This is a genomic window from Desulfovibrio desulfuricans, from assembly GCF_004801255.1.
Lineage (GTDB): Bacteria > Desulfobacterota > Desulfovibrionia > Desulfovibrionales > Desulfovibrionaceae > Desulfovibrio > Desulfovibrio desulfuricans_C.
The window spans coordinates 3179242-3198677 of sequence record NZ_CP036295.1; the positions used below are offsets into that span (position 1 = coordinate 3179242).

The following is a 19436-nucleotide window of genomic DNA, read 5'->3' on the forward strand; positions in this document are numbered from 1 at the left end:
GACATTTTCTCCCGGCATGGATGCGGCCTTGGCCGCCACTGCATGCCTTTGGAGACTGCACCTCTGCGGAGGGGTGGCAGAGCGGTTGATCGCGGCGGTCTTGAAAACCGTTGAAGGTGTGAGCCTTCCGGGGGTTCAAATCCCTCCCCCTCCGCCAGTTTTTGCTGCAAAGTTTAAGGAGCTGAAATCCTGCATGGATTTCAGCTCCTTTGTTTTTGGCAGCGCGGCCGCAGTTGCTTGTGCGCAGGCAAAAGCCCGCGCTGGTCAACATACATATTGGTTGCTATGCTGCAGTCAATCACGGCAGCAGGATTCGCACATGTCTACAGCCATAGCACAGCAAATAGCCCGTACACTTGCCCAGCATGCAGAAATTGAGCTGGCCTTTGTGTTTGGCTCCGCCGCCCGAGGCGCGCTGCGCCCCGACAGCGATGTGGACGTGGCCGTGCTGGCTGCCCGGCAGCTCTCGCCCGAGGCGCGGCTTGCTCTCATGGCCGAGCTAAGCCTGGCGCTCAGGCGCGAGGTTGACCTTGTAGACCTGTATAACGCCTGGGGGCTGATTTTACATCAGGTTCTCACCACCGGCACGCTGGCGCTCAAACGCTCAGACACCGCTTATGCCGCGCTGCTCAAGCGCATGCTGCTTGATCAGGCCGACATGGAACCTCTGCGCCAAAGAATCATTGAAAAGAGTCTGGAACGGGGGTTTTGATGGATACCGATGTCATCAAGGCGAAACTTGTTTCGCTGCAACGCTGCATGCAACGCATCCGAGAAAAAACACCCGGTACTTCCCAGCAGCTGGCAACGGATTTTGACCTTCAGGATATTCTCATCCTGAACCTGCAACGCGCCGTGCAGATCAGCACCGACATTGCCACCACCATTCTTGCCGAATCTTCATCCGTACCTTCCACCATGGCTGAGGCTTTTTTGCTGCTGCACAGGCAGGGCGTGCTTTCCGAGGGCGTGGCGCGCAAGCTGGCCAAAAGCGTAGGTCTGCGCAACATCGCCGTGCATGAATACACAAGTCTGAACTGGGATGTGGTCTACACTGTCGCGCATACGCACATTGAAGACTTTGCGGAATTTGGCCGCGAGATCAGTGCTTGGGTGAAGGCGGGGACGCACTATTGACTCACCTTTCCTTTTGCATTGTGTCACAAGGATAAATTTTGTTCTCTGGCAAGAAAACGGCCCGTTTCTGGGCAGGGATAGCACTCTTATGTGCAGACCTGCGCAGAAACGGGCCGTTGACGCTGCCCAGAGGGCAAAAGACTCCTTGAGACGCTAGCAGCCCTGCGTATAGAACAAAGCCAGCCCGCCCCTTGCGGTTTCGCGGTAGTCGTCCTTCATGTCGCGGCCGGTCTGGTTCATGGTGCGTATGCACAGGTCAAGCCCAACCGGGTGTTTGGTCCCCTGCCCGGTGCGGGCCATCATCCAGGCGTTCCAAGACTTTACGGAACTCATGGCGTTGCGCGAAATACAGGGAATCTGCACATAGCCGCCCACAGGATCGCAGGTCATGCCAAGGTGATGCTCCAGCGCAAATTCCGCAGCGTTTTCGACCACATCCGGCGTTTCACCCATCACCTGCGCCAGCATGCCCGCAGCCATGCTTGAGGCGGAGCCTATCTCGCCCTGACAGCCCACATCCGCGCCAGCCACGCTGGCGTGCCGCTTGATGAGCGTGCCCACCATGGAGGCCACCATCAGGCCGTCCACCAGGTCGGCCTCGGTTTTGCCGCGCTCCTTGATAAGCATGTGCACAACCGCCGGCATAACGCCCGCCGAGCCAGCCGTGGGCGCGGTGACGATGGGGTGGCCCATGGCGTTTTCTTCCGACCCGGCCTGCCCGTAGGCAGACAGCCGCGCAGCAAAGGCGTCGGCCGGTTCCGGCGAGCTGGCGGCCTGCTCCAGCATGAGCTTGGCGCGGCGCTCAAGGCCAAAGGGCCCCTTGAGTTTGCCCTCCAGCCCAAGGCCCGTGGCGGCGCAGCTGTCCATAACATGGATGATGTGCTGCGCGCCCTGCCGGATGTGCTGCTCCGTCTGCCCGGTGATGGCCATCTCGTTTTCGAGCATGATCAGCGGAATGCTCTTGCCCGTGGTCTTCACGATTTCCAGAAGGCCGTTCATGGAATCAAAGGCGTGCACGGGCTTGCCTTTTTCCGGAGCTTTCCAGCCCTTCCACTGCAAAAATCCGCCGCCCACCGAATAGTACTCACGCGAGGCCAGCGGTTTGCCCTTGCCCAGCAGCTCAATGACCAGCACGTTGCTGAACGGGGCCTCAATGGCGCCCTGTTCAAAAATGACGTCCGAATCCCTGAGCGGAATTTTGGCCGGGCCAAGCACCACGGTGCGCGTGTCGTCCGGTTTGATGAAAAGATTGTCCAGAAACTCGGCTTTGCAGTCCTCTGGCTTTTGCCCAAGCAGGCCCGCCGCCACGGCGCGGTCGGTGCCGTGCCCCTTGCCCGTGGCCGAAAGGCTGCCGTACAGGTGCACCTTGACGGCATCGGCCTGGGCCAGCTGATCCTGCGGCAGTTTGGAGCACAGGCCGATAAAGTCGTTGCCCGCCGCCATGGGCGCGATGGTGTGCGAGCTTGAGGGGCCGGGGCCGATCTTGAACATTTCAAACACGGTCACGTCAATGGGGTTGGCGCAGGCGCTCCCCGGTTTCCACAGGGGGTCAAACCCCGCCCAGGAAAATGACGGCAGGCACAGGCCAGCGCCCGTCACAGCCATGGATTGCAGAAAACGACGACGGTTGCACTGCATACAGCATTCCTCCTGACTTATCTGGCAGATTGCGAAGCCGACTGCCGGGGCTTTTGGTAGGAAACAGGGCCGGTGGAGTAGTTGGTTCGGCGCAGCCATGCGTCGGAATACCCGGCCTTTTGGGTCATTTTGTCAGGGCTGTTGATAAATCCCTGACAGTACCGGGCCACCAGCTGGGGAAAAAACTCGCGCCAGTCGCGCACTGCGGCCTCGGCCTGCGCGCGCAGCGCCTTGGCAAAGACGGCTTGCGTCTGCGCCGGGGCAGAGGCAACCTTGGGGGCAAGCTCGGTTTGCAGCGCCGCCACGCGGGCGGCAAAGGTTTTTTCCATGCCTGCAGCCTTGTCGGCAATATCCTTTGAAACAGCGTCATAGCGGGTGTTGGCGTATTCGCTCACCAGGGCATAGGCCCACCAGGCGGAATCATTGGCAAACCGGCGGGTGTCGCCCTGCTCGTAGCCCGCAGGCATGGGCGCGACGGCCAGCGGCACAAATACCGATTCCGCCGCCGGGGCCAGCGCAACCCAGCACACCAGCGAGAGCGGCTCGGGCACGCCGGGGCGGTACTGCGCAATGGTGGTGTAGCCGGTGTAGAACATGCCCATGGGGCGCTCCCATGCGCCTTCAAGCTTTGAGGCCGGGGTTACGTCGCCGCTGGGATCCTTGGGGCCGATAAAACGGTTGGGATTGCCGAACGGCCCTGCGGCCACGCCCTTGGTAAGGTCAAATTCCGTGCCTTCGTAGTGATCGCGGTGCATGCGTTTGAGGTCGTCCAGGCTCAGCGGGCTGTCGGGCTTGACGGAAAATGGATAGGCGCGGGTTGTGCCGCTCTCGACCCAGGCGGGCAGCTTGAGCGACGGGGCCGCCATGGAAAACGCCCGCCACACCCGCCGCAGCGAGTAGTAGGGATGATTGTATTCGCCGTCGCTCACGGTGGTCAGCCAGTCGAGGGGCTTTGAGGCGTCCCTGGGGCTGCGCATGTTGTAGCGCTCCACCGTGGCAAACAGGGTTTTGCCGTACATCTGGTCAGGGTTGCCGGGCGTGATGTCGCGGATGCGAAACTCATTGGCCGCCACAAAAAACTGCCCGTCCGGCACGCGCTGGGCCACCCACAGGCCGCCGGTTCCCGCCGGGGAGGGGGCCATTTCCATAACCCAGGCTTCATTTTTGTCGGCCACGGGCAGGGTTTCACCCGTGCCGTAATAGCCGTACTGCTCGATAAGCGCGCCCATCAGTTCAATAGCCTCGCGGGCCGTCTTGCAGCGTTCGAGGGCCACGCGCGCCAGCTCGGACGAGTAAAAAATACGCTTGCCCGGCTCTGCCGTGCAGGTATTGTGCGCCCCGTCGGTGCACTCGCCAAACATGAGGCCGTGCTCGTTCATGACGGCGTAATTGCCGTCGATATAGGCAAAGGTGTGCCGCACCTGCGGGATAAAGCCAAGGGGAACGGTGTGCGGCGTGGCGGGATGGTTGTAACCCGGCGCACGTTTGGGATCAGAAAGCCGCGGAACAAGAAAGGTATTGGTGGCGGGGTTTTCCTGCACGGCCACTGCGGAATCGTAAACCGGGCGCTGCGCGCCCTCGGGCCAGTCGCGGGCGGGAACAAACACAAGGGACTGGTCGCCAAGGTCGTTGTCGTCCGAATGGCTGACCATCACCGAGCCGTCGGCGCTGGCTCCTTTGGTAACGATGGTTGTGGTGCAGGCAAGGGCTGCAGATGGCAGCAGCAGGGCCAAAGAAACACAGCAAGCAGCAGTCAGCAACTTCATGCAACCTCCCTGGTAAATCAGGCCGTCATCAACTCCGTCCCCAAACTGATCAGTCTGCCGCCCGTTTTTGCGTCAGGCAGGCTGTTTACCATCAGCAAACTGTTCCTTTTGTACCGCAGGGGTGCATACGGCACAAGAACTGTCTGATCTCTACGCTTTTGTGCTGGCAAACAGTAGCCTTCCGTTCCGACAACTGTTATCGTTAACCCAATGCCCTCTCCATATCTGACCGGCAGCAATCCACAAAATGCCCAGCCCATATCAGGTATTAACGGCAACTTTCCCTCGCCAGCGCTCCATAAGCGCCCACTCAACGGCATCGCCACGGAGGTTTGTCCATGCTTGCATCTCCCTACAAGGAATTTAAAGAAGCCCTTTTGGACTTTATTTCTAAAGACCGCATCCACACAGACCCGCTGCGCATGCTGGCCTATGGCACGGACGCCAGCGTGTACCGCCTGACGCCCAAGATCGTGGTGGACGTGCTGGACGAGACCGAAGTTGTGCAGCTGGTGGCACTGGCCGACCGCATGCGCGTGCCTGTCACTTTTCGCGCCGCAGGCACCAGCCTGTCGGGCCAGGCTGTGTCTGATTCCGTACTGGTGCGCATAGGCAAGGGCTGGCGCAACTGGCGGGTGGGCGCGGGGGCCGAGCGCATCACCTTGCAGCCCGGCATCATCGGCTCCGGAGCCAATAAAATTCTGGCCGAATTTGGCAAAAAAATCGGGCCGGATCCGGCCTCCATCGACAGCTGTTTTATCGGCGGCATTTTTGCCAACAATGCCAGCGGCATGTGCTGCGGCACATCGGACAATTCGTACAAGACCGTTATTTCTTCGCGCATGGTGCTGGCCGACGGCACGCTGCTGGATACGGCCGACGCCAAAAGCCGCGCCGCCTTTGCCCGCACCCACGCCCACATCCTCAACGGGCTGGCCGACCTGCGCAAACAGATCATGGACAACCCGGAGCTGGCCGACCGCATCCGCCGCAAATTCAAGATCAAAAACACCACGGGCTACAGCCTCAACGCCCTGGTGGATTACGAAGACCCCTTTGAAATCTTGCAGCACGTCATGGTCGGCTCAGAGGGCACGCTGGGCTTCATAGCCGAGGTGACCTACCGCACGGTGGAGGAGGCCCCCTTCAAGGCCTCGGCCCTGTTGCTGCTGCCCACGGTCAAGGCCGCCTGCGATCTGGCCACGGCTGTGGCAACCCTGCCCGTGGCCGCGGCAGAGCTTATGGACCGCGCCTCGTTGCGCTCGGTTGAGGGAACCCCCGGCCTGCCCGAGGGGCTGGAAACCCTGGACGACAACGTGTGCTCCCTGCTGGTGGAAACCCGCGCCGCCAGCCGCGAACAGCTTGAAAAGGACATCGCCGCCATCGACGCGGCCTTTGCCGGCGTAACCTTTGTGCGGCCCTACGCCTTTACCGACAAGCCCGAGGAATTCACCAAACTGTGGCTCATACGCAAAGGTATTCTGGCCTCGGTGGGCGGCATGCGGCCTGTAGGCACGTCCATTGTGATTGAAGACGTGGCCTTTACCCTCGACAGACTGGGCGAGGCCGCCACCGACCTGCAGGAGCTTTTTGCCCGCCACGGCTACACTGTGGCCCCGCTCTTTGGCCACGCGCGCGACGGCAACCTGCACTTTGTCTTTTGGCAGGATTTTGGCGCACCGGCAGAGGTGACCCGCTACAAGGGCTTTATGGAAGACTTCTGCAAGCTGGTTACAGAAAAATACGACGGTTCGCTCAAGGCGGAGCACGGCACGGGCCGCAATATTGCGCCCTTTGTGGAGCTGGAGTGGGGCAGCCAGGCCTATGCCATCATGAAGGAGATCAAAAGCCTGCTCGACCCCAAGAACATCCTCAACCCCGGCGTGCTGCTCAACAGCGATTCGCAGGGGCACCTTAAAAACCTCAAGCCCCTGCACCCCGCCGACGAGCTGGTGGACAAGTGCATGGAATGCGGTTTTTGCGAATCTGTCTGTCCCTCGCGCGATCTTACGCTCACGCCGCGACAGCGCATCACCGTGTACCGCGAAATATGCCGCCTGCGCGCGGCCGACCCCGAAAGCAGCGAGCTGAAAAAGCTGGAAAAGGGCTATGAATACATGGGCAAGGCCACCTGCGCCACAGACAGCCTGTGCCGCCCCCGCTGCCCCGCTGGCGTGGATACGGGCGTATTCATTAAAAGCCTGCGCAAAAAGGACGCCGGTTCGCTCAGCAAAAGCATTGCCGGAAGCATTGCCGACCACTTTGCGGGAACGTGCAAGGCCATGTCCATCGCCCTCAACAGCGTGGACACCCTGCACCGCATGCTTGGCACAAGCATCATGCGCGACGGCTCGCGCCTGTTGCGCTGCCTGACCTTCAACAAGGCGCCGCTGTGGAACAAAAACATGCCCAAGGGCGGGGGGTCGGTCTATATGCCCTCGCCTTACACCAGCAATGCCAAAAAGGTTGTCTACTTCCCCAGCTGCATAGCCCGCAACATGGGCCCCGGCGAGGAGCACAGCGACCGCCGTACAGAGCCGGAAGCCGTCATCAGCGTGCTGCTCAAGGGCGGGTACGACGTCATTCTGCCCAACAATCTGGACAAGCTGTGCTGCGGCATGGCCTTTGCCAGCAAGGGCCTTGCCGACGCGGCCCATAAAAAGGAACAGGAGCTGGAAAAAGTGCTGCGCGAGGCCACCAATAATGGTGAATACCCCGTGCTGTGCGAAACAAGCCCCTGCCTCCTGCACATGAAACAGACCCTCGACCCCAGCATCAAACTGATGGAGCCTGTGCAGTTTATCCTCGAGAACCTCATGGACACGCTCAAGCTCAAAAAGCTGCCCAAAACCGTGGCCCTGCACGCCACCTGCTCCATGCGCAAGATGGGCCTTGAGGGCAAGCTTGAAGAACTGGCCCGCAAGTGCGCCCAAACCGTCGTCGTACCCGACGGCATCAACTGCTGCGGCTGGGCGGGCGACCGTGGCTTTACCCACCCAGAGCTCAACGAGGCCGCGCTCAAGGGCCTGCGCATGCAGGTAAGCACCTGCGAGGTGGGCTATTCCTCCAGCCGCACCTGCCAGATCGGCCTCTCGCTGCACGGCGGCATACCCTACTACTCCATAGTCTATCTGGTTGACGAAGCCAGCGACTAGCAAAACGCGGGCGGCTCTCAAATGAAGGCCGCCCGCAGTGCTTTTGCCGTGCGCGTGGTCAAGGACGCGCTTCATGCCAATACTGTTTACGACTGCTTTCGCTTGAACATCTTTTCCAGTTCGGCGGCGTCCCAGCGCAGCACGCAGGGGCGGCCATGGGGGCAGTATTCCCGGTCGGGGGTTTCCAGCCACTGCTGCAGCAGCCCGGCGGCCTCGTCGTCGGCAAGCCGCTGCCCGGCCTTGATGGCCCCCTTGCAGGACATGGATATGAACATGTCAGCCAGATCGTCCTTGCGACCGGCCAGCGCCTCGCGCAAAAAGTCCCTGGCCTCGGCGCGAGAGAGCACCGGGGGCATGGCGTTGACGCGCAGGTTGCCGCCGCTGGCCTCCAGAGCAAAGCCCAGTGATTCCAGCCGGGGCCGCAATTCAAAAAAACGTTCCATTTCCGCCGGGTGCAGGGGCAGATCCAGCGGCAGGGCCAGCAGCTGGCCAGAACCAGCGAAGCCCCCGCGCCGCAGGCGGGCGTACAGCACGCGCTCGTGCGCCGCGTGCTGGTCTAGCAGCAGCAGCGCGCCCGAAGCATCGCGCAACACCAGATAGGTCAACGCCACCTGCCCAAGATAGGTAAACGATCCCACTGTCAGGGGCTGACGCTCCTGCCCGTGCGCAAAAAACGCATTCTCCGCACCCATGGCTACACCTGGGTCGCCAGCGCCGTCGACGCCTGCATCCGCAAATGCAGCGCCGCCTGTCGCGGATACGTATTCCTCGCCGCACCCTGTCTGCGGGGTCTGCGCGTAGCTGGACGCACCCTCCGCAAGGCCCGAAGGCTCCGCCGGGGCCTCAACAAACAGCGCCTCCGGCTTCTGGCCCGGCATTGCCGCCGCCTGCGCCGTGGGGGCAGCCAGCCCGGCCCGCTCCGCGCTGCCGGGGGCCGCGACGCCCCATGCGCCAGTCGGTTCGCTGGCCTGCCACGGAGTGTCCTCGTCCTGCGTTTTTTCACGCTCCTGCGGCTGAATGAGAGGCGGGTTGTCCAGCCTGCCCCAAAAGCCCTGCGGACGGGGGGCCGACGCCCCGTCGGCCTTTTCCGTTTCTGGCTGTCCGGCGGCTGCCTGCGGCCAGATATTTTCGGCCACATCAAAGGAGGTGACCAACGCCCCCTGCACGGCGTGCAGCACGGCGGAAAACAGCGCCGATTCGTCCCTGAAGCGCACCTCTGACTTGGCCGGGTGCACGTTCACGTCAACCTCGGCCGGGTCCATCTCGACAAACAGGGCCACCTGCGGAAAGTCCCGGCTGGTCATGCGGCCCTTGTAGGCCTCGCGCACGGCGGCCATCAGGCGCTTGTCCGTAACCGAACGCCCGTTGACGTAAAACAGCATGCGGTCGCCGCGCGGCTGGCTCACGTTGGGCAGGGCGGCAAGCCCCCGCGCGCGGATGCCGTGCCGGGTCGCGTCAAAGGGGCGCAAGGCGTCCACAATAAGCTTGGGCCAAAGCACGGCCAGACGTTCGGCCAGGCTCTGCCCCGGCAAAAAACGCAAGGCCTCGCGTTCGCCCGCGCTGAGGCTCAACCCTACAGCGGGCCGGGCCAGAGCCAGCCGCGCCAGCCAGTCCTGCGCGCGTTTGAACTCGGTGGAGGGGGTCTTTAAAAATTTCAAGCGTGCTGGTATGTTGGAAAAAAGGTCGCGCACTTCCACCCGCGTGCCCCGGTGCAGGGCGGCAGGAGCCGAAACCCTCAGCACGCCGTGCTCCACTTCAACCTTGTGGGCCTGCGACTGTCCGTCGGGGCCGGTCACGGCCGAGGTAATGGAAAAACGCGAGACAGAGGCAATGCTTGGCAGCGCCTCGCCCCTGAAGCCGTACGAGCTGATGTGCTCAAGATCTGCCAGACTGGCGATTTTGCTTGTAGCGTGACGGGTCACAGCCAGCTCAAGGTCGTCCGCAGCAATGCCGCAGCCGTCGTCCTGTACGCTGATCAGGCTCTGACCGCCGTTTTCGAGGCAAACATCAATCTGCGCGGCGTCGGCGTCAAGGCTGTTTTCCACCAGTTCCTTAAGCACGCTGGCAGGGCGCTCTACCACTTCGCCAGCGGCGATCTGGTTGCGCAACTCAGGCGGGAGCAAACGTATATGACGGTGTTTTTCAGACATGCCCGCAGTGTATTCGGCTGCGCTCAGCAAGGCAAGCGGCCCTGCCTGCGCCGCATGCGCGCCTGCGCGTGGCGAACAAATTCCGGCGGCGGGGCTTGCCTCGGCGCACGCTGTGCTTATGTATGTAAGGCTAGGCTGCGAATGCGCGCCGCCAAACTTCTGGCAGCGCGTAAAGCACGCAGGGAGGTTTTTATGCAAAGCAACACCATGAAAGCCATTGCCGAGCCCCTGCGCGGCACTCCCGTGCCCACAGGTTACGACCCGGAAATGCTCTATGTAGAATGCGCACGCTGCGGCTCCCCCGTCATGTGGGAGCAGGGCAAGGCCACACATATTCTCCATATGGCCGGTATCGATCCCCTTGAGCTCGATTCGTCCTGCATGCTGGTTACAGACGGCTGCCCCATGTGCAGCGGCAAAGACCAGTACACGGTACAGATATTCCGGGTCAGCGGCGAAGCCAAGACGCGCCGACCCCCATTTTTCGGCAACGCGTAGTAGCCAGCGCGGGTCTACCCCGCCCGCGTACACCCCAGCAAAAGGCCGCCGGTTCATGTGCCCGGCGGCCTTTTTGCGTCTTGGACCATACGTGCGTCGGCATCGTCTCAGCCTTTCAGCCCCGGACATTCAGTCTCCGGGGTTTTTTATTTACCGCCCGGCCCCCTGCAACAAAAAACAACATTTTCTGGCACAATAAAAAATAAATATTGGTTGATTAACCAACATATCAACAGCCCGCTTGACGATATTATTCACGAGGAGCATAACACAAAGCAACAAACTTGAAATAAAATTAACACTCAACCGTCACGCCGGAGCCGCCATGTTGCCAGCAGAACGCCGCAGAGAAATGGCCCGCCTCATCAAGAACAAGGGCGCGGTCAACACGCGCGAACTGGCCGAAGCGCTGGGCATTTCCACCATGACGGTCAGGCGCGACCTCAAGATGCTTGAAGAGCGCAACCAGCTTGAGCTTACCTGGGGCGGCGCTGTACCCCTCAACTTTGAGGCCAACGACATCCCCCGCGCCCGCAAGGCCGTGTCCATGCTTGACGCCAAGCTGGCCATCGCCCGCGCTGCCAGCCTGTATATTAAAAACGAAGACTTCATCGCCCTGGATGCGGGCACCACCAGCCTTGAGCTGGCCCGCCTGCTCCCGACCCTGCCGCTTACCAGCCTTGGCGTGGTTACCCCTGACCTTGAAATTGCACTGCTGCTTTCCGGCTGCGAGCATATTTCGGTTTTTCTTTCGGGCGGGCGCATCGACCCGGTCAGCCGCGCCTGCAACGACAGCGACGCCGTGGCCTATCTGCGCGGGCTGCGTCTCACCATGGCCTTTGTGGGCACCAACGTATGGGATATCCACCACGGCGTAACCACCAGCACCCCGGCCAAGACGCACTACAAGCGCCAGCTCATGGTCAGCGCCGACAAAACCTTTTTGCTGGCTGACTCATCCAAATACGCCAAATTCAGCCCCTGGCTGGTGGCCGAACTGCAACGCTTTGACCACATCATCACCGACGGCGGCCTGCCCGCTGAAGCCCAGGCCGCCCTGAACGACGCAGGCGCGCGCCTGTGCGTTGCAAACTAGACCGTCACAACTACCGGAAGGTTACCGTATGATCATAGCCGTTATTGCCGACGATTTTACAGGTGCGAACGACAATGGCGCGCTGCTTGCCGCCAAGGGCTTTTCCAGCGCCACCTGCCTGGGCCTTGCCCACTGGAACCCCAAGGAGTTTACGCAGTGCGACGCCGTTTGCCTCAATGCCGAAAGCCGCCTGCTGCACCGCCAGGACGCCTGGAAGTCCGTGTACGACGCCGTGCGGGCGTTTAATCTTGAAAAACCCGCCCTTGTCTCCAAACGCATAGATTCCACCCTGCGGGGCAATGTGGGGGCGGAGCTTGAAGCCGTGATCAAGGCCATGGACGACAGCCACGGTCACAACGAAACCCTTGCGGTGATGGTATCGTCCTACCCGCATTCGGGCCGCATCTGCGTGGGCGGCTACCAGATTGTGCATGGCGTGCCGCTGGAGCGCTCGCCCATTGCCAAGGACGCTGCCACCCCCGTGCACCACACCGCCGTGCTCAAAATCATTGCCGACCAGACCTCGCTACCCTGCGGCTTTGTGTCGCTGGAAAAGGTGCTCGCAGGCCCCGCCCCCGTGCGCGAGGCCATTGAGGCCGCTCGCGCCAGGGGCTGCCGCGCCGTGGTCTGCGACGCCGTGTCCGACGACGACATTGCCGTTATCGCCCAGTCGCTGGCCGATGCGCCCTATCCGCTGGTATCGCTCGATCCCGGTCCGTTTACCGCCGAGCTTGCCGCCGCGCGCATCGAGGCCCCGCGCGCGGAGTTTGAAAACCGCATCTTTCTGACCGTGGGCAGCACCAGCGAGCTCACCCGCGTGCAGATGGAGGCCTTGCGCCTCGCTCACCCCTGCCACATCGTGCCCATGGACGTACGCAAGGTGCTGGCGGGCGAGGCGGAATCGCAGGCCGAGTGCCGCCGCGTGCTGGACGCCGTATTTGCCGCGCCCGAAGACACCAAGGTTCTTGGCGTGTGCACCGCCACCAGCAAGGAAGACGTTTTCCCCATGCAGGAGATGTCGCAGCGCCTCGGCATTGCGCCAAGCGAAATTTCGCGCCGTATCAACATGGCCCTGGCCCAGGTGGCCCAGAAAACCCTGCAAAACGACAACCTGCGCATCGGCGGCCTGTACACCTCGGGCGGCGAGGTTACGGTTTCGGTCATGCGCAAGCTCAAGGCGGGCGGGTTTTCCGTGCGGGTCATGGTGCTGCCCCTTGCCGTTTACGGCCACATTATCGGCGGCGAGCACCCCGACCTGCCCATGATCACCAAGGGCGGCTTTGTGGGCGACAAGGACAGCCTTGTGGAATGCGTGGAATACCTGTTCACCAAAATTTCAACCCGCAAACGGCCTGCCTAGACCGCAGCCTCGCAAATCAACCTGTTTAAATACAAGGATTTTATAGATGAAACCCCTGATTTGCGCCCCCATGGGCGACCCCGCCGGCGTGGGACCGGAAATTCTGGCCGCCTCGCTGGCGGACCCTGCCGTTGCCGACATGGCCACGGTGCTGGTGGTGGGCAATACCGAAATCATGCGCCGGGCAGCCGACATCATGAAGGTCAACCTCGACTTCAACGAGGTGGACGCCAACCTCAACGGCTGGCACGAGGGCGCGGCCAACATCATCAGTCTGGACAACGTGGACATGGCCAGCTTTGCCTACGGCAAGGTGCAGGCCCAGTGCGGCAAAGCGGCCTTTGAGTACATCAAGACCTCCATCGAGCTGACCATGGCGGGCAAAACGGCGGCAGTGGCCACCACGCCCATCAACAAGGAATCGCTCAAGGCGGGCGGCGTGCCCTACATTGGACACACCGAAATATTTGGCGACCTGACCGGCACAAAAGATCCCCTGACCATGTTTCAGGTGCACAACCTGCGCGTATTCTTTCTCACCCGCCACCTCTCGCTCATCGACGCCTGCCGCGCCGTAAAAAAGGAACGCGTGCTCGACTACATCAGCCGCTGCACCAGCGCCCTCAAGCTGCTGGGGCTGAAAAACCCCAGCATGGTGGTGGCGGGCCTCAACCCCCACTGCGGCGAGCACGGCCTGTTTGGCAACGAGGAAAATGCCGAGGTCGTCCCGGCCATTGAAGAAGCCCGCCGCCAGGGCTTGAACGTTTTCGGCCCCAACCCGGCGGATTCCGTTTTTCATTTTGCCCTCAAGGGAGCCTGGGACGCCGTGCTTTCGCTCTACCACGACCAGGGGCACATAGCGACCAAGATGGTGGACTTTGAGCGCACCATCTCGCTTACGCTGGGCATGCCCATTTTGCGTACCTCGGTGGACCACGGCACGGCCTTTGACATTGCCGGCACAGGCAAGGTCAGCCCTGTCAGCATGGTGGAGGCCATACGTCTGGCTGCGGAATACGCCCCCAATTTCAAAAGGGCCTGATTTCAGGGCAGAGGATGTGATTTGCGCACCGCAGCCGGAGGGTGGCAGAGCAAAAAAAGAACCTACCGTCGCACCGTCAACCATTCCCCCAACCCTTACCGGCGCGGGCAAGCCCCCACCGTATCGCAACCACATCCACGGAGGTTGAGATGACTGCCGTCCAATCGTTCGGCATCGGCTATTCAATGACCATGCTGTGCATTTCCATCGCCATCGTCATTGTGCTGTGCATTTGCTTCAAAATACACGCCTTTGTTTCCCTGACTGCGGCCAGCCTGTTTCTGGCGCTGACGCACAACATGGAACTGGCCAAGATTGTCATGGCCTTTGAAGGCGGCCTTGGCAAAACCCTGGGTTTTCTTGCGCCCATCCTGGCCCTCGGGGCCATACTTGGCAAACTGATGGAAGTCTCCGGCGCGGCAGAACGGCTGGCGCGGACGCTCATCAACATCCTCGGCCAGTCAAAAGCGCACTGGGCCATGATGGTTGTGGGCTATATCTGCGGCATCCCGGTTTTTCTGCAGGTGGGCATCATCCTGCTGACGCCGCTCATGTTCTCCATCGTCAAGGAATCCAAGCTGCCCCTCATTCAGGTAGGTATGGCCCTTGTGGTGGCCCTGACCACGGTGCACTGCATCGTGCCGCCGCACCCGGCCGCCATGGCCGTTACCGACCTGCTCAAGGCTGACGTGGGCAAGGTTATCTTTTTTGGCCTGCTGGTGGGCCTGCCCGCCGCCAGCATCGCCGGCCCCATCTACGGCAAGTTTATTGCCAAGCGCCTGCCCGCCGTGCCCCTTACCGGCGTGTACGCCAATACCGAGCCGCGCAAGGAAGCCGAGCTGCCCCCCTTTGGCAGCTCGCTGGTCGTCATGCTGCTGCCCCTGCTGCTCATGATCGCCAAGACAGTGGTTGAGCTGACCATCGACAAGCATAACCCGCCCGCGTACATGCCCTATGTCAACTTTGTGGGCACGCCCATGATCGCCCTGTTCATCTCCGCCGTGGTGGCCTACGTGGTTTTTGGTCTCAAGCGGGGCTTCAGCTGGGATCAGCTGGGTCGCTTCAGCGAGCAGGGCATGGCCCCGCTGGCCTCCATCATGCTGGTTATCGGCGCGGCTGGCGCGCTTAACCAGATTATCACCGACAGCGGCGTGGGCATTGTGCTCAAGCAGGTGCTCACCAGCATCCACATCAGCCCCCTCATCCTGGCCTGGATCATCGCCATTGCCCTGCGCTTTGCCCTGGGCAGCGCCACCGTGTCCATGATGACCGCCGCCGGGCTTATCCTGCCCGTGCTCAGCAGCAACCCCGGCATTGACCCGGCCCTTATGGCCATTGTCATCGGCGCGGGCGCAACGGGCGCTTCGCACGTGACCGACTCCGGCTTCTGGTTTGTCAAGGAATCCCTTGGCATACCCATGGGTTCCATGTACGCGACCTATACGGCGGGCACGACCATTGCGGCCGTGCTGGGCCTTATCGGCACGCTGCTGCTCTCCATGTTCCTGTAATGAGCAAAGCGCCGGGGTCTGGTGTTTCGCAGGCCCCGGCGCTATCATGGAACACGTAGTCTCTCTGCCACCGCAAGCCCACCATCAAGGAACCTGCAATGAAGATCGTCATCGCTCCCGACTCGTACAAGGAATGCCTGACGGCCCTGCAAGTGGCCGCTTCCATCGAATCCGGCTTCCGCGAGGTTTTTCCTGACGCGGTCTACGTCAAGGTTCCTGTGGCCGACGGCGGCGAGGGCACCGTTGAAGCCATGGTCGAAGCCACGGCTGGCCGCCGTGTTTCCGCAACCGTGCGCGGGCCCCTGGGCAACCCGGTGGAGGCTGTTTACGGTCTGACCGGCGACGGCGCAACCGCCGTCATCGAAATGGCCGCCGCAAGCGGTCTGGGGCTTGTGCCGCCGCAAAAGCGCAACCCCCTCAACACCACAAGCTACGGCACAGGGCAGCTCATACGCTCGGCGCTGGACGCCGGAGCGCGCAAATTCATTCTGGGCATTGGCGGCAGCGCCACCAATGAGGGCGGGGCAGGCATGCTTCAGGCCCTGGGCGTGCGCCTGCTGGAAGAAAACGGGCACGAAATCGAACCCACCGGCCTTGGGCTCGGCAGGCTGGCGCGCATCGACATGTCGGCCTTTGACGCCCGCCTTGCCGACTGCACCATTGACGTGGCCTGCGATGTGGATAACCCCCTGTGCGGTCCACGCGGCGCGTCGGCCATTTTTGGCCCGCAAAAAGGCGCCGACCCGGAGATGGTGCGGCAGCTCGACGGGTATTTGCAAAATTTTGCGGCCATTGCGCGCCGCGACCTTGGCGTGGATATGGCCGACCTGCCCGGCGCGGGCGCGGCCGGAGGCATGGGCGCGGCCATGTACGCTTTTTTGAAGGGGCGGCTGCGCCCCGGCAGCGAAATCGTTACCGAAGCTGTGGGTCTGGACGCGCATGTGCGCGATGCCGATATCGTTGTCACCGGCGAGGGCCGCATTGACGGCCAGACGGCCTTTGGCAAAACCCCCGTGGGCGTGGCCCGCGTGGCCAAGCGTCACAACAAGCCTGTGATCGCCATCGGCGGCTCGCTGCGCAACGACGTGGACGCCGTGTTTGCCCACGGCATAGATGCCGTTTCAAGCGTGCTGTACCGCCCCTGCACCATTGACGAGGCCCTCACCGAGGGCAACGAAAACCTGCGCATGGCCGCGCGCAACATTGCCGCCATACTTGCCATGGGTCTTGAGCTTGGCGCAAACGGCGCGGGTAAATAACAGCATGCTTACCGACTACCGCCAGAGCTGGCGCACGCACCCCGGCTTTAACATCCTCTTTGTCTGCGCCATGGCGGCAGCCTGGGGCATCTACGCCGTGCTGTACGCCGCAGCCCTGCCATGGGCCTCGCAGCAGGCCAATGTGCTGGTTTTTGTGGTGGCGGCCCTGTGCCTCATATTCATCTTTGTCACCCCGCGTTACGGCTTCAAACCCACGGCGGTGCACTACGCAATCATGGCGGCGACCTTGCTGCCGTCGTTGCCCAACGGGCAGGAAATCATCCGGCAGAGCGGCCTGCTCTTCTGATTTGCGCCGCCCGCATCTGGCGCTGACAGAATGCAAAAACGGCCGCACAGTAACGTGCGGCCGTTTTTATCATTACACGCCTGCGGCGGCTGAGCCACGCAAGCGTTCAACGCATGCTTACGCCTTTTTGGCGCGCAGGCCCGCGAAAGCCAGAATCACGCCCAGGGCGATGCCCAGCGCCGCCGCAAACAGCACCTGAAAGTGCGCGGGCAGCATAAAGGTGATGGTGTGCGCGGGTATCCAGAAAAAGGGAATGGTCTTTTTGAGCACAAAGCTCCACATGGAGTTCCAGTCGATGCCGCGGAACAGCGAAGCCACGTCGGGCATGGTGCAGAGGCCGCCGAGCGTGCCGCCGGTGCCCGCTATGTGCAGATCGGTGAGTTTGTGGGTGATCATCAGCACCGGGGCAAACAGCACGTTGATGAGCACGCTGATGGAAAAAGACATGAGCAGCTTGGCGCCAAAGCTTGTCGGAGCGCCCGAGAGCAGACCCATCTCGTTGAGCAGCTTGAACGTACCCGCGCCGTAAACGGTAAAGGCAATCTTGATGCCGATGCCGAGAAAGCCCCAGATGACGGCCTTGGGCAAAATGCCGAAGCCAGCCCTGTTATAGCCGCCCGTGGTGATGCGCAGTGCAATGCACTCGCCAAGCGTCGCCAAAATGGCAAATTTGATAAAACTCATGCCAAAAGGATACTGGGCGGTCAGGCTGATAAAGCCCTCAAGCGCTCCGGGCCCAAACCCCAGCCATCCGAACGCCGCCACACAAACGCCAAAAACCACCAAATCCTTTTGCCGCATACCCTCTCTCCGTATTCTCGTTGACGCTCAGGGGCTGTTGACTCAATGAGAAATTTTGTTTCCTGCCAAGGCAGGGAACCTTTTTATGAAAGGCGTGTACTACGTTGGGTACTCAACTGTAATAAAAAGGCGTCCTGACGCAAGCAGGGGCAAATGAGCCATAGAGTGAACAGGCCATCGTCGGTTGGTCCCGCGCTGCGCGTTGCCGCCTGCAGCTGGGAAGGATCAGCCATGGCCGCGCAAACGCGCGGCCAGTCGCATCAGCCGTCAGACGGAGGGGGGAAACCGTCAATACCGGCTGCCGCATACTAGTTGCATTTTGGCTCCGCGTAAACACCCGGCATGCACAAACTTGCGAGCACGAGGGGGGGGATCAGGCAAAATCAGGCGCTGGGCCAACGCACAGGGCGGACTTCGGGGCTGTCCTCCTGCAGCGAGCCTTGCGGCCCCGCCTCGGCATAAGCCTCTACCGCCTGCGGCTTGAGGCCGCCGGTAAGCGCGGCCTGCCTGAGCACCTCGCGCGTGCGCGCAAACAGGTTGCTGAGAATGGAATTGGAAACCAGCATGCCGCTGCGGGTCAGCCGCATATAGCCCTGCCGGATGCGTATGAGGGAGTTTTCGTGCAGGGCCTGCACCAGCCGCTGATGGTCGCGCACAAAGTCGCGCCCGGTCATTTCGCGGTATTCCTTGATGCGCAGCCCGCGCGCCGTGCGCAGACGCAGCATGAGCAGCTCGAGCACGCGCGTTTCGGGCGTGAGCTCTTCCACCTCTTGCCCCAGCTTGCCCTCGCGCGTGCGCGCATTCCAGGCGGCCTGACTTGAGGGGTTGGTCCAGCGGCGGTTGTTGATGGTGGACGTGGCCGAGGGGCCTATGCCCAGATAATCCTGCCCTTCCCAGTAGCCCATATTGTGGCGGCACTGAAAGCCCATGCGGGCGAAGTTGGAAATTTCATAGTGCAGATAGCCCTGCTGCTCAAGCATGGCCGCGCCTTCCATAAACATGATGTTCTGGTCGCGCTCCGGCGGCAGCGTGAGGCGGCCTTCCTCCACATCCAGCTCGATGGGGGTGCCCGGCTCAAGCGTCAGCCCGTAGGCGGAAATATGATCGGGCGCCATGCGTATGACATCCTTGAGCGTCTGCAGCCACTGGCGCACGCTCTGCCCCGGCAGGCCCCACATGAGGTCAAGGTTTATGTTGGCGCAGCCCGCCTCGCGCGCCAGAAAGGCCACATGCAGGCTGTCCTGCGCCTTGTGCGGACGGCCCAGCAGACGCAGCATGCCCTCGTCCATGCTCTGCACGCCTATGGAGAGCCTGTTGATGCCCGCATCCAGATACTGGGCCGCGCGGTGGCCGCCGCGCAGCGATTCCGGGTTGGCTTCAAGGGTTACCTCGGCCTTGGGCGCGAGCTTAAAATACTTGCGTATGCGTTCCATGGTCAGGCCGATGATGCGCGGCGAGAGCAGGCTGGGCGTGCCCCCGCCAAAAAACACCGTCTGCACCTCGCTGCCGCCAAGCTCGTCGCCCCAGTGAGCCAGCTCAAGAAACATGGTATCCACATAGTCGCGCACAGCCGGAGAGGAGGCCGCATCCACGCCGCGTCCCAGCGGGATGGAATGAAAGGCGCAGTACCGGCAGCGCGTGGAGCAAAATGGAACATGAACGTACAAAAGCATAGACAATCCTGTGAGTGACAAAAAAACGACGCCCGATAAGCCC

General features: G+C 61.8%; 15 protein-coding genes and 1 tRNA gene. 11 read left to right on the forward strand and 5 right to left on the reverse strand.

Going from position 1 to position 19436, the window contains the following annotated elements:
- The first annotated feature begins 67 nt into the window (after positions 1–67).
- From DDIC_RS13450 to hepT, 3 genes are all read left to right on the forward strand, one after another.
- Positions 68–157: transfer RNA gene (locus DDIC_RS13450), tRNA-Ser, on the forward strand.
- Positions 158–319: 162 nt separating this feature from the next.
- Positions 320–712, forward strand: a complete 393-nt coding sequence (gene mntA / locus DDIC_RS13455) for a type VII toxin-antitoxin system MntA family adenylyltransferase antitoxin (RefSeq protein ID WP_168732570.1) — start codon at positions 320–322, stop codon at positions 710–712.
- Entirely contained in the window at positions 712–1137 is a 426-nt protein-coding gene (gene hepT, locus DDIC_RS13460) for a type VII toxin-antitoxin system HepT family RNase toxin (RefSeq protein ID WP_136400908.1), read from the forward strand. The genes mntA and hepT overlap by 1 nt, the downstream gene beginning before the upstream one ends.
- A 153-nt stretch (positions 1138–1290) precedes the next feature.
- Here hepT and DDIC_RS13465 read toward each other — a convergent pair whose 3' ends face one another.
- Positions 1291–2775, reverse strand: coding sequence for an L-serine ammonia-lyase (locus DDIC_RS13465; protein WP_247647495.1), 1485 nt, complete (start codon positions 2773–2775; stop codon positions 1291–1293).
- Between the two features lie 17 nt (positions 2776–2792).
- Entirely contained in the window at positions 2793–4541 is a 1749-nt protein-coding gene (locus DDIC_RS13470) for a dipeptidase (protein WP_136400909.1), read from the reverse strand.
- 338 nt (positions 4542–4879) lie between these two features.
- Here DDIC_RS13470 and DDIC_RS13475 point away from each other — a divergent pair, with 338 nt between their 5' ends.
- Positions 4880–7696: an FAD-binding and (Fe-S)-binding domain-containing protein gene (locus DDIC_RS13475; RefSeq protein WP_136400910.1), complete on the forward strand. Its 2817-nt coding sequence runs from the start codon at positions 4880–4882 to the stop codon at positions 7694–7696.
- An 86-nt stretch (positions 7697–7782) separates the two neighbouring features.
- Here DDIC_RS13475 and mutL read toward each other — a convergent pair whose 3' ends face one another.
- On the reverse strand, positions 7783–9846 hold the full coding sequence (mutL, locus tag DDIC_RS13480; RefSeq protein ID WP_136400911.1) for a DNA mismatch repair endonuclease MutL: 2064 nt from the start codon (positions 9844–9846) through the stop codon (positions 7783–7785).
- Between the two features lie 192 nt (positions 9847–10038).
- On the opposite strand from mutL, the gene DDIC_RS13485 reads away from it, so the two are divergent.
- The 7 genes from DDIC_RS13485 (at position 10039) to DDIC_RS13515 (ending at position 16919) form a co-directional block, all read left to right on the forward strand.
- Positions 10039–10344 (forward strand): hypothetical protein, encoded by a 306-nt coding sequence (locus tag DDIC_RS13485; RefSeq protein ID WP_211088884.1) that lies wholly within the window; start codon positions 10039–10041, stop codon positions 10342–10344.
- Positions 10345–10669: 325 nt separating this feature from the next.
- Entirely contained in the window at positions 10670–11440 is a 771-nt protein-coding gene (locus DDIC_RS13490; RefSeq protein WP_136400912.1) for a DeoR/GlpR family DNA-binding transcription regulator, read from the forward strand.
- Positions 11441–11468: 28 nt separating this feature from the next.
- Positions 11469–12800, forward strand: coding sequence for a four-carbon acid sugar kinase family protein (locus tag DDIC_RS13495; protein WP_136400913.1), 1332 nt, complete (start codon positions 11469–11471; stop codon positions 12798–12800).
- A 46-nt stretch (positions 12801–12846) separates the two neighbouring features.
- Positions 12847–13842: a 4-hydroxythreonine-4-phosphate dehydrogenase PdxA gene (gene pdxA / locus DDIC_RS13500; RefSeq protein WP_136400914.1), complete on the forward strand. Its 996-nt coding sequence runs from the start codon at positions 12847–12849 to the stop codon at positions 13840–13842.
- Between the two features lie 149 nt (positions 13843–13991).
- On the forward strand, positions 13992–15353 hold the full coding sequence (locus tag DDIC_RS13505; RefSeq protein WP_211088885.1) for a gluconate:H+ symporter: 1362 nt from the start codon (positions 13992–13994) through the stop codon (positions 15351–15353).
- A 98-nt stretch (positions 15354–15451) separates the two neighbouring features.
- Positions 15452–16612: a glycerate kinase gene (locus DDIC_RS13510; RefSeq protein WP_136400915.1), complete on the forward strand. Its 1161-nt coding sequence runs from the start codon at positions 15452–15454 to the stop codon at positions 16610–16612.
- A 4-nt stretch (positions 16613–16616) separates the two neighbouring features.
- Entirely contained in the window at positions 16617–16919 is a 303-nt protein-coding gene (locus tag DDIC_RS13515; protein WP_136400916.1) for a hypothetical protein, read from the forward strand.
- Between the two features lie 117 nt (positions 16920–17036).
- Here the strand turns inward: DDIC_RS13515 and DDIC_RS13520 are convergent, their stop codons facing one another.
- Both DDIC_RS13520 and hemW read right to left on the reverse strand, forming a co-directional pair.
- Complete coding sequence (locus DDIC_RS13520) at positions 17037–17720, reverse strand: Mpv17/PMP22 family protein (protein WP_136400917.1); 684 nt, start codon at positions 17718–17720, stop codon at positions 17037–17039.
- A gap of 383 nt (positions 17721–18103) precedes the next feature.
- A complete protein-coding gene (gene hemW / locus DDIC_RS13525) occupies positions 18104–19393 on the reverse strand; it encodes a radical SAM family heme chaperone HemW (protein ID WP_136400918.1) in 1290 nt (429 codons plus the stop codon).
- Positions 19394–19436: the final 43 nt, after the last annotated feature.